The 11,063-nt window shown below is 68.8% G+C and carries 11 protein-coding genes; 7 read left to right on the top strand and 4 right to left on the bottom strand.

What is annotated here, in order from left to right; all coding sequences use genetic code 11:
* Positions 1 to 166 precede the first annotated feature (166 nt).
* Positions 167 to 451 carry a DUF1540 domain-containing protein gene (locus ABGA98_RS35295; protein WP_347622766.1) on the bottom strand — a complete coding sequence of 95 codons (285 nt, stop codon included), beginning with the start codon at positions 449 to 451 and terminating at the stop codon, positions 167 to 169.
* A 388-nt stretch (positions 452 to 839) separates the two neighbouring features.
* On the bottom strand, positions 840 to 1,757 hold the full coding sequence (locus tag ABGA98_RS35300; protein WP_347622767.1) for an SDR family NAD(P)-dependent oxidoreductase: 918 nt from the start codon (positions 1,755 to 1,757) through the stop codon (positions 840 to 842).
* A 147-nt stretch (positions 1,758 to 1,904) separates the two neighbouring features.
* Between ABGA98_RS35300 and ABGA98_RS35305 the strand changes: the two genes are divergently transcribed.
* The 6 genes from ABGA98_RS35305 (at position 1,905) to ABGA98_RS35330 (ending at position 7,702) form a co-directional block, all read left to right on the top strand.
* A complete protein-coding gene (locus ABGA98_RS35305) occupies positions 1,905 to 3,560 on the top strand; it encodes a CocE/NonD family hydrolase (RefSeq protein WP_347622768.1) in 1,656 nt (551 codons plus the stop codon).
* Positions 3,561 to 3,692: 132 nt separating this feature from the next.
* Positions 3,693 to 4,124 carry a hypothetical protein gene (locus tag ABGA98_RS35310; protein WP_347622769.1) on the top strand — a complete coding sequence of 144 codons (432 nt, stop codon included), beginning with the start codon at positions 3,693 to 3,695 and terminating at the stop codon, positions 4,122 to 4,124.
* Positions 4,125 to 4,147: 23 nt separating this feature from the next.
* Positions 4,148 to 4,351, top strand: coding sequence for a helix-turn-helix transcriptional regulator (locus tag ABGA98_RS35315; RefSeq protein WP_347622883.1), 204 nt, complete (start codon positions 4,148 to 4,150; stop codon positions 4,349 to 4,351).
* A complete protein-coding gene (locus ABGA98_RS35320; RefSeq protein ID WP_347622770.1) occupies positions 4,348 to 5,301 on the top strand; it encodes an NAD(P)-dependent alcohol dehydrogenase in 954 nt (317 codons plus the stop codon). Before ABGA98_RS35315 ends, ABGA98_RS35320 begins: the two co-directional genes overlap by 4 nt.
* 469 nt (positions 5,302 to 5,770) lie before the next feature.
* Positions 5,771 to 6,721, top strand: a complete 951-nt coding sequence (locus ABGA98_RS35325; RefSeq protein WP_347622771.1) for a ribose-phosphate pyrophosphokinase — start codon at positions 5,771 to 5,773, stop codon at positions 6,719 to 6,721.
* A gap of 186 nt (positions 6,722 to 6,907) precedes the next feature.
* The gene (locus ABGA98_RS35330) at positions 6,908 to 7,702 is read left to right on the top strand and encodes a universal stress protein (RefSeq protein ID WP_347622772.1); all 795 of its coding nucleotides are present in this window, start codon (positions 6,908 to 6,910) and stop codon (positions 7,700 to 7,702) included.
* A 21-nt stretch (positions 7,703 to 7,723) separates the two neighbouring features.
* Here the strand turns inward: ABGA98_RS35330 and ABGA98_RS35335 are convergent, their stop codons facing one another.
* Both ABGA98_RS35335 and fbp read right to left on the bottom strand, forming a co-directional pair.
* Complete coding sequence (locus tag ABGA98_RS35335) at positions 7,724 to 8,593, bottom strand: universal stress protein (RefSeq protein WP_347622773.1); 870 nt, start codon at positions 8,591 to 8,593, stop codon at positions 7,724 to 7,726.
* Positions 8,594 to 8,730: 137 nt separating this feature from the next.
* Positions 8,731 to 9,858 (bottom strand): fructose-1,6-bisphosphate aldolase/phosphatase, encoded by a 1,128-nt coding sequence (fbp, locus tag ABGA98_RS35340; RefSeq protein WP_347622774.1) that lies wholly within the window; start codon positions 9,856 to 9,858, stop codon positions 8,731 to 8,733.
* 271 nt (positions 9,859 to 10,129) lie between these two features.
* On the opposite strand from fbp, the gene ABGA98_RS35345 reads away from it, so the two are divergent.
* Positions 10,130 to 10,831 carry a CBS domain-containing protein gene (locus ABGA98_RS35345; RefSeq protein WP_347622775.1) on the top strand — a complete coding sequence of 234 codons (702 nt, stop codon included), beginning with the start codon at positions 10,130 to 10,132 and terminating at the stop codon, positions 10,829 to 10,831.
* Positions 10,832 to 11,063 lie beyond the last annotated feature (232 nt).

The raw sequence follows: 11,063 nt of genomic DNA on the forward strand, positions 1-11,063 counted from the left end.
GAAGGCAGCAGGGCTCGACGGGCTCACGCGCCCGCCGGGCCCCGCGGTCCCGGTCATCTCATCCGGGCGTGATCAGCCCGCGCTGGTCGGCGCGGAGTCATTGCGCAGCCGGAAGGGGGCGCCCTTCCGTCGACGACCTGCCGCCGCGCCCGACCTGAGTTGCTGCTCAGGCGGGCGCGTAGGTGAGGCAGTCCGCCGCGTTCTCCACGTAACCGACTCTGATGCCCGGAGCATGGCATTCAAACTGGGTGTTGTGCCGACAGTCGGACATCTTGCATGCGCCGACATGGCCTACACCTGTGGGATCGCCTCCCTTGGCCGGAGCGCTGAAGAAGGTGTCGCAGTGGGCATGACGGGCGTCACCCACGGTGATGGCCAGTGCGTGACAGTTGCGGTCGGTGTTGTAGGCGCACGCTTCCACTTCGCACGCGTTGACAACAGGCATCTCCATCGGAATCCCCCAAGACATGACGTGAGGCCAGGCCGGTGAGCAGGCCCTAGGGACCACTCAGACATGCTGCCCCGGCTTCCAGACACTCACTCTGTGTCGTCATGAAGAGGGTGAAATCTTGGCCCTCGCGATGGTCGCGCCGCTCCGGCAGCTCGGGGGATCTACGTCAGCAAGCAGGTAGATGCCCTACAGCGGAACGAAAATGTACGCTCAGGAAGCGATCTTGGTCTGGGTGGAAGCGTTGGCGTCCACGGGAGTGGTGTACGGGCTGCCGAGTACGGTGACCATGTTCGGAGTCTGCCACTTCGGTGGGCGGTGCCAGGCGTCCTACCCCTCTCCGGCGTGCATGCCGGCGCGAGCGCCCGTCTTCCTGCCGGGCGGGACGGGATCACCAGGCCCACCGCAGGTCCCCTGTCGCCTTCTGCGTCTCGGCCCACAGCCGGTCACGCGCGTGCGCGTCGTAGGCGAACGCGGGCGCCTCGACCGGCCGCAGATGCTCATCCACATAGATCCCGCGCACCGCGGCTCTGCCCTGCGCCAGGGGGTCGGCGTGCTCCTGCCAGGTCCCGGAGCGGACGGCCAGGCGGGCATAGGTCTCGCCCAGGCGCTCCGCCGGCACGGAAAACCTGCTCTTGACCCCGTACGCCGTGCGCAGCAGCCCAGGCATCGCCGCGACCCGATCAGCGTCAAGTCGTACGGCGGGTACGCGAACGCAGGCGACGTCCAGCCTGCCCCCGGTGCGCAGGGCCAGAGCGAAGGAGACCATGATCTGGGCCAGCTTCGCGTGATAGTACGCCTTGGTCGGGCTGTACCACGCGGGATCGTCGAGTTGGTCGAAGCGGATCCTGATGCGGGGCATCGAGATGAGCCCCTTGCTCGCGACATTGATCAGCCGTGGCCGGGCCGCGGCTGAGAGCAGCGGGCTGAGCCGGGCGGTGAGCTGGAAGGGGCCGAGGTGATTGGTCGCCCAGAACAGCTCGTGTCCGGATGCGGTGCAGGCGGGACGGCGCAGGGACTGGTCGAAGACGGCGGCGTTGTTGATGAGCACGTCGAGGTGCCCGAACTCCTGGGAGATCCGGTCGGCCGCCGTGTCGATCGACTCCGGCGCCGACAGGTCGGCCACGACGAGCGTGGCGGGATGCCGGGCTCGCGCGTTGATCGCGTCCAGCGCGGCACGGCCCCGGTCGGGGTTTCTGCACAGCGCGAGCACCTTGTGGCCGGCGGCTGCGAGTTGTTCGGCTGCGCGCAGGCCGATCCCGGAGTTGGCGCCGGTGATGGCAACGGTGAGTGGCATGGGGTGGGACATGACCGCCATCCTATTTGTTCGGAATGTTCCGAACAAATAGGATGGCGACACGTTTCCCAGGCTGCTCGGCCAGTGGGACAACGAGAAAGCCTCCCGGCCCCCGGCCGATCACTGACAGTTTCCGCGAACACTCCTGGGGATGCGCTGATGAGCCTTGCCACCCGCCTCCTGGCCCTGATCATGGGCCTACCGCCGGCCACGTCCACCGACGTCGCGGTCGACAAGGGTCTGCGCGTTGCGATGCGCGACGGCGTGGAACTGGCCGCGGACCGCTACTACCCGCGAGGTGACCCCCGGGCGATGCTCGTGCTCATCCGCACGCCGTACGGCCGAAGCCGCGCCGTCCAGGGCTGGGGCACGATCGCACGCGCGATCGCCGAGCGCGGCTACCAGGTGGTGGTGCAGAGCACCCGGGGGACGTTCGACTCGGGAGGAGATTTCGAGCCGGGCGTCGCCGAGGCGGCAGACGGGCTGGCCACGGTCGAATGGCTGCGGCAGCAGCCGTGGTTCCCCGGCGCCTTCGCCACCTACGGTCAGAGCTACGTCGGTTACGTGCAGTGGGCGCTGGCCCGCTCCCGCATCCCGGAGTGGAAAGCGGCCGTCATCGGCGTCGCCCCGTCGGACTGGGCAAGCGGCTGGACACATCCCAACGGGGCCTTCTCCATCGGCAACGCCCTGTACTGGATCTACGCCATCGCTCCGGTCACCAGGACGCGCACGTCGGCGTCGGAGTCACTCCGGGCCCTCATCCGCCCGAGGCCACTGCGCACGGCCGAAAACCACCTGCCGATGGGCACATCCGACCGGATCGCCCTGGGCGAGCACGTGAACTACTACCAGCGGTGGGTGGCCAGCGACGGGCACGACGGCTACACCAGGGAGGTCGACTTCCGCGACTGTGCGGACAACCTGCCCCCGACGCATCTGTCCACGGGCTGGTACGACTTCTTCGTCAACACGACGCTCACCGACTACGTGGCGCTCCGTCGCGCCGGCCGGCCGGTCCGTCTGCTGGTCGGTCCAGGCGGCCACTCCTCAGGACAGAACGGGGCGGCGTCACGGGAGCAGTTCCCCTGGCTCGCGGCCCACGGGCGGGGATCCGGCGTCCCGCTCCCCGACACGCCGGTGCGCGTGTACATCATGGGCGCCGGCCACTGGGCCGATCTGGCTGACTGGCCACCGCCGGACTCCCTGCCCACCCCCTGGCACCTCCGCCAGGGCGGCTACCTCACCCCCGACCCGGACGACTCCGCCGCTTCCGAACCCTCCCGCTACCGATACGATCCCACCGACCCCACACCCAACGTGGGCGGCGCTTTCCCCCATCTCCCCTGGCGGTGCGGGCCGAAGGACAACCGCGCGCTCGAAGCCCGCCCCGACGTTCTCACCTTCACCACCGAGGTCCTGGACCGTGATCTGACGATCATCGGGTGGGTTGAGGCCGATCTCTTCGTCCGCTCCAGCCTGGAGCACACCGACTTCTTCGCCCGGCTGTGCGATGTCGCCCCTGACGGCCGCTCGACCAACATCTGCGACGGGCTCCTTCGCCTGCGCCCCGGCTCTCCCAGGCCCACCGCCGACGGCGTCCGCCGCCTGAGGATCAGCCTGATGGGCACCGCCTACCGCTTCGCCCGCGGCCACCGGATCAGGCTGCAGGTATCCAGCGGCGCACACCCGCGATTCACCCGGAACCTGGGCACCGGCGAGCCAGAGGCCACCGCGACCATCACGCGAGCGGCGGATCAGGAAGTCCTCCACGACCGCGACCACCCTTCGTCGATCGTGCTACCGCTGATCGGCTGATGTTCGGCCGCGCCCGCGTGGCGCCGCGCCGTCCGCTCCGCGACGCCGCCGACCGTGTAAAAAAACTTTGACATGGTGTCCGGTGCGCTTTACCTTGAGAGATGTCAGCTTTGTTTTACATGAGGAGCGGGCATGGCCTTCGAGGAAAAACGCGCCTGGGTGATGATCGTGGTCACCGTCGGCGCGTACACGATCTATGTGACGACCGTCCTGGGCCGGGCCGGTGGCGGCCCGCTCGCCGACGTCGCCTACGCGGGAGCTCTGCTGTGGACCATCGGCGGCGCCATCGTCGCCGCGATCGTGGCCAACATCGCGATGGCCATCGCGGGCGGCCAGGGCGCCGACCGCACTGACGAGCGCGATCGTGAGATCAACCACGTCAGCGAGCGCATCGGGCAGTCGATCGTCGTCATCGGCGCCCTCGCCGCACTGGTCATGGCCATCGCCGAACTGCGCCACTTCTGGATCGCCAACGCCGTCTATCTGGCGTTCGTGCTGTCCGCGGGGCTCAGCTCGGTTGCCAAGATCATGGCGTACCGCAAGGGCGGCTTCCAGACGTGGTGAAGCCGACGCAGGTCACCAACACGATCCGGGCCCTGCGGTTCGCGCACGGCGAGATGACCCAGGCCGAGCTGGCCGACCGGGTCGGCGTCACCCGCCAGACCATCATCGCGATCGAACAGGGTCGCTACTCCCCCTCGCTGGAGATGGCGTTCCGCATCGCCCGGGTGTTCCGGGTCGGGCTCGACGACGTCTTCCAGTACCCCGACACCGAAGGAGATTCCTCATGAGGGCGATCGTCCAGGACGAGTACGGCCCGCCGCACACGCTGAGCCTCGGCGAGGTCCCGACCCCGACGCCCGGCGCCGACGATGTGCTGGTCCGGGTGCACGCGGCCGGCGTCGACTACGGCGTGTGGCACGTCATGACCGGGTTGCCGCTCATCGGCCGCCTCGGCTTCGGCCTGCGCCGGCCCCGCAACCGCGTGCCGGGCATGGACGTGGCCGGCGTCGTGGAGTCCGTCGGCGCCAACGTGACCGCGTTACGCCCCGGCGACGAGGTGTACGGCGCGGCGACCGGCACGTACGCGCAGTTCGCGCTCGCCCGCCCGGGCAAGCTCGCCCGCAAGCCCGCCAACCTGAGCTTCACCGAAGCGGCGGCCGTACCCGCGTCGGGGGTGACCGCGTTGCGGGCCGTCGGCCAGGTCACCGCCGGCGCGAAGGTGCTGGTCATCGGCGCCGGCGGCGGAGTGGGCAGCTTCGCGACGCAACTCGCGGTCGCCGGCGGCGCCCGCGTCACCGGCGTGTGCAGCACGGCCAAGGCCGACCTCGTCCGGTCGCTGGGCGCCCAGGCCGTCATCGACTACACGCGCGAGCCGCTCACCGGAACGTACGATCTGATCATCGACATCGCGGGGCTCCGGCCGCTGGCTCTGCTGCGCGGGCTGCTCGCCGAGCGCGGCCGGCTCGCCCTCATCGGCGGCGAGGGTGGCGGTCGGTGGTTCGGCGGGCTCGGCCGGCTGCTCGCCGCCCGGCTGATCACTCCGTTCACGCGCCAGCGCCTGGACGCGCCGATCACGCTGACCCGCACCGCCGACCTGGACACGCTGCGCGACCTCATCGAGGCCGGGTCCGTACGGCCGGCCGTCGGACGCACGTACTCCCTGGCGGAGGCCTCCACCGCGGTGGGCGACCTGGCGGCGGGCAACGCGCCGGGGAAGCTCGTCATCGCGGTCGACTGACCCCGGGACGCCGGGATCGAGAGCCTGCGGTGTGGCCGGATACCACCGAGGCGACCAAGAAACGCGCCGGATGGCGATGCGAGTGTGAGGGGGCGCGGGCAGCGGCAGGCGATTCTCGCTCAGAGGGCTCAACCACGGATTTGATCTACCCAATATCCGGCAAAAGGCGACAAACGAGCGCTTTCTCCCAGGGCGTGGACGCATCTTTCGGGCCGAGGTCCAGGAGAGCACCCGCAAAACGTGGTGTCCAAAACTCCCGCAGGGGGAGGTAGGCGGTGTGTTCGACGGCCGCCGGGACCCGGATTGCTCCTCGGCGTGCGCATGAGAGACCGTCACCGTCGAGGCGGGCGCGGACGTCCAGCGGGTGCTGGACACGATGGAGAACATCGGATCCACCGGTCGGTGGGTGACCGGTGCAGCTGCTCTCATAACCGGCCTGACGTCCCGCTGCAGGCGGAGGTGAACAACGATGACTCTCCAGATCGTGGCGGGAACGGCCAACCGTGCCCTGGCCGGTTCTGCCGCCGGCGTGCTGGGCATCGAGCCGGCCACGACGGTGGTGGAGCGGTTTCCCGACGGTGAGCTCCGCCCTGTCGTGGAGGGACTGCGGGGCGCCGACGTCTACCTGATCCAGCCCACGAGTCCGCCGGTCAACGAGCACGTGATGGAGCTGCTGTTGCTGGTCGACGCCTGCCGCCGAGCAGGTGCCGAGCGGATCACCGCGGTCATACCGTACTTCGGGTATGCCCGCCAGGACCGTCGTGGCCGGGCCGGGCAGGCCATCGGGGTCCGCGTCGTCGCCAACGCGCTCGCTGCTGCCGGCACGTGGCGCCTGATCGTCGTGGATCCGCACACGTCTGCGCTGGAGGCCATCTGCGCTGTTCAGGTCGAGATGCTAACGGCTGTGCCGTTCCTTGCCCGCCAACTCGGTGCGGGTCCGATCGGCGAGCAGGCGCGGGAGGGCACCGTGGTGGTGGCGCCTGATCTCGGCGCGGTCAAACTGGCCGAGCACTACGGCCGGTTGTTGTCACGGCCTGTGGCGGTGATCCGCAAGACCCGGCTGAGCGGGACGAGCGTGATCGCCGAGGAACTGGTGGGAGACGTCCGTGATCGTCCGGTGATTGTCGTTGACGACATGATCAGTACCGGCGGCACGATCGCGGCCGCGGCGGAGGCCGTGGCCGACCATGGCGCCGCACCGGAGATCGTCGTGGTGGCGACGCATGGGTTGTTCGTGGAGCCGGCCGTGGAGCGACTCAGTCGCACCACGATCCAACGGGTCCTGGTCACCGACACCGTCGAGCAGCCGACCGCCCCGGGGATGCCGCACAGCGTGTGCTCGGTGGCTCCGCTGCTGGCCGATGCCATCGGGCGCCTGCACCGTGACGAGTCGCTGGACGATCTGCTGGCCCGGACCTGACGGTCCTGCGCCGGCCCGCGCGCTCACGCCGAGAAGAGAAGACGACATCTGGAGGAAAGATGCCACACACACGCGTGCAGAGCATCGATCACACCGTCCAGACCACCCATCGGTGGCCGGCCGACCTCGCACTCCCGAGATCGTCATGAGAGATCATGTGACGACCCACCGGATGGGGGTCCGGCTATGAAACGCATCATCGTGGGATTCGACGGCTCGCACGGGGCCGCCACGGCGCTCGGCTGGGCGGTGGCTGAGGCTCGCCTGCACCACGCCGAACTCCTGCCGTGGACGGTCCTGCCGGAGCAGGCGACCGCCGGCGCCGGCACGGTGGCCGATGCCATGCGGCGGGCCGTCGAGGACATCATCCTGGGCTTCCCCGCCGAGTTGCGCTTCGTCCGGGGCGATCCCGCGGCCGAGCTCACCGCCGCCTGCGCCGACGCCGATCTGCTGGTCGTCGGATCGCGGGGCCGCACCCAGCTCACCGCTCTGCTGCTGGGATCGGTCAGCAGGGCGTGCCTGCACCAGGCCCCCTGCCCGGTGGCCGTCGTCCCTGACCTGCCGCACCCTTCGCGCCCGCACGACCGGGTGATCGTCGCGCTGGACGGGTCGGCGCACGCCCGCCACGCCCTGCGCCTGGCGGCCGAAGAGGCCACGCTGCGCGGTGCCGAGCTGCACGCCGTCCACGCCGTGTATTGGGACCCTCTGGGCGTCGAAGTGCTGGCTCCCGACGCCGGCGACCTTGTGGCCTGGGGAGAGCGTCTGCTGGCCGGTGACCTGGCCGAGGCCGGCGTCAAGGCCCGGCCTGTCGTGGTCCACGGACACCCCGCCGAGGTGCTCACACGGCTGGGAGCCGAGGCCGACCTGCTCGTGCTCGGTTCACGCGGCCACAACCGGTTGGCGGGCATGCTGCTGGGATCCACCAGCGACTACTGCGCTCAGCACGCCCCCTGCCCCATCATGATCACCCGTCTCCCGTGACGTGACCGACCCGCGCCCGAGTCATGCGGGAGCGGCGGCCTCCTGGGCGCGGACCACCGCGACATTGCAGCGAGCGTGGTGCAGAACGCCCCGGCTGACCGAGCCCAGGACGATGGAACCGATCGCGCTCCTGCCATGCGAGCCCACGACCAGCAGATCAGCCCGGTCGCCTGCGGCGGTGAGTGTCTCGACAGGGTGGGCGCACCGTACGTCCGCGGTCACCCGGACCTGTGGACATCGCTCCCGCCACGGGGCGAGTTGTTCCTCGGCGACCTGCTGATGGACCTCTCGCAACGCTTCGAAGTCGCAGGAGAAGCCAGTGGTCAGGCCGAACGGCAGCGACCAGGCGTACACCGCCCGCAAGGTACTGCCGCGCAGCCCGGCTTGCCGGAAGGCGTAGGCCATGGCGGGCTCGCACGCAGGGGAGCCATCGAGGCCGACGACGATCTCACCATGCACTGTCGTGGTTTCCGCCTTGACCACGACCACCGGGCCCGGCACCTGACCCGCGACGTTCATGCTGACAGAGCCGAGCACGGCCCCGGCGAAGCCGCCCCGTCCTCTGCTACCGACCACCAGTTCGGTCGCATCGCCGGCCTGATCGCGAAGGGCGGCCGCCGGCGTTCCGGTCAGCAGCTTGGTGCTCACCTCGACGGTAGGCTGGCGTTCACGCACGATCTCCTCGGCTTCGGCCAGGGTTTTTCGCGCGTTCGTCATCTGTGACTCTTCCCACTCGGGTCCGCCGACCTGCGGGACCTGGTAGGGCCAGGTTTCCACCACGCAGACGATACGCAAAGGCGCATGCATCCGAAGGGCGTCGTCGGCCGCCCATGCCGCGGCATGGAATCCGGCCTCCGAGCCGTCGACACCCACGACGATCACATCAGACATCGCGTATCACCTCCTTTCCTCCATTCCCGCAGCAGATGGCCTGGCAGTGCCAGAAATCCCAAAAAGTGGACATGAGCTGGTGGGAACCCGGATGCTTCCGGTCGGCGACCGCGAGGGCGGCGCGCGAGGCGTTCCCCTCAGCTTGGGCTCGCCCCCGTCGTGGCGAGCTCGGTGGTGATCGGGGTCCAGCGGCTGGCGAGCTTCTTGGTGAGGATGGCCATGGTGGTGTATTCCAGGTCCTCCAGCGGGAGCCGGTGCGGTTCGAACGGGCCGTGGCGGCGGAAGTAGTCCATGGCCTCGTTGGCCTGCTGGCGTGCCCGGTCGAAGGCGGGATCGGCGAACAGGTCACGAGGGCCGATGAGCTTGCCGTCATGGATCTGGAAGCCCAGAGCCACCACGCGCGGCGGCCCGTCGAACCGGGACGGGTGGGCGTGACCGGTGGACACGGGCATGAGCGGCGCGTGGTGCGAGCCGCGCATGCAGCCGGCGACCCCGTAGGCGAAGGTGAAGGGCTCCAGCACCTCGCCGACCGCGGGTAGCCCGGACTGGGCGCGGACGATCATCACCGGGTCGTCCTTGCCGACGTACTTGCCGGCGATGAGTGACAGGCGCTGGGTGCTGGTGGCGGCCGCGGTCTCCCCCAGCGTCCTGGAACGGACGCTGTGAATGACGTAGCGAGCCGGAGCACCGATGTACATCAGCATGTTGTACAGGTCGGCCGGGCAGTCGAAGTCGATCCGCTTCTCCTCGAACAGGTCATAGACCTCGAAGGTGAAGCCGGCGTGCATCTTCTGGTCGATGACCAGGCCCGCGGTGTTGAAGGGGTCGGCGAACATCTTGTACAGCGGCAGGTTCCACGCGCCCGGTTCGGTCTTGTCGGCCAGGAAACAGATCACCGGCTCCGATGGCCGCTCCTCGAACTCGAGTTCCGCGTAGCCGGGACCCATGCCACGCAGGTTGCCGGAAAAGGCGTCCGACAGCAGGTCCTGACCGGCGCCGTACAGGCCGAGGCTCTTCGCGATGTGGGTGGTCGCCTGGAAGGTGTCCCAGGCGAAGGAATGGATCAGGTCCGCGTCCGGCCCATAGGTGTGGGTCATGATGAGCGAGATGTCATCACCGCAGCTGTCCACGTGCCCATCGATGAGCAGTCCCGATTGGATGGCTCGGGTCACCTCGCGGCGGGCCTCGGCCATCATGTCCGGATGTACGGCGGTGTGACCGACGAAACCCCCGGTGTCGGCCTTGATGATACTGAGAGTGACCATGGTGATCGCCTCCTCCTCCTTCTTTCTTCAGTCTTGAAATGGACGCTTTGTCCTAATAGGGGATTTAGTCCTTCGGAGTGGAGGACTTCCGTAATCGGGATGCCGGGACGGACCGCTCTTCACCTACCTGTCGGGGGGCGCATGTCGCAGGTAGCCGGACGTCGCACTGACGAACGACGGCGCACGTGAGGACTTCGGGCCCTACCGACCTGGTCCTGTCCATGTGTGGGATGGAGTTGCAAGCAATCGCGGATGTGAGGAGATGGGACACATGCGCGTCAAGGTAAGCGACGTCATGACCAGGGCGGTCGCGTCGGTCAACGGAAGCACGCCGTTCAAGGACGTCGCCGGGATCCTCATCGCCCATGCGGTGAGCGCGGTGCCCGTGGTGGACGCCGAGAATCATGTCATCGGTGTCGTGTCCGAGGCGGATCTCCTTCGCAAGGAAGAGTTCCGGGAGCAGTTCTACCGCGAGGGGTACCGGCCACCGCTGCGCGCTCGGCTGCGTGACCGCATGAGCCGTGAGGGGCGCAAGGCCGGCGAGAAGGCACTCGGCGACACCGCGGCCGGGCTCATGACGGCGCCGGCGGTCACGATCGCGGCTGCCGCCACGACTGTCGAGGCGGCACGTCTTATGGAGGAGCGGGGAGTCAAGAGGCTGCCGGTCGTCGATGAGGACGACACGCTGCTGGGCATCGTGAGCCGGCACGACCTGCTCAAGGTTTTTGTCCGGCAGGACGGGGACATCGCCCAAGAGGTGCGCGAGGACGTCCTCGACGGCGGCCTGTGGGTGGACACCGACGACATCCGCATCAGGGTCGACAGGGGCGTCGTGACGCTCAGCGGGTCCGTGGACCGCCGTAGCGACGCGGAGATCGCCGCGCGGATGATCCAGCGGGTCAACGGCGTGGTCGATGTGATCGACAAGCTGGAGTGGAAGGAAAACGACACGATCAGGCGGGGTGGACGATAGCGCTTCACGGACGTCGTCCATGGTCGGGAGTCGTGCCAACTGACGGCGCCGATTCACCCCGGCGCCACGGGGAAGGGTTCAACGGGAGGAGACCAGCGCGTAGTCGCAGGTCAGATCCCATAGACCCGACGTGGAGTGGGAGATGCGGTCCTCACCACCGAGCCGTCCCCGCCGTTTCCGATGGAGGGCGCACGCCCGCGGTGAGGTCTCTACGCAGGCATGTAGGTGAGGA

This window comes from Nonomuraea sp. B1E8 (assembly GCF_039871515.1).
Lineage (GTDB): Bacteria > Actinomycetota > Actinomycetes > Streptosporangiales > Streptosporangiaceae > Nonomuraea.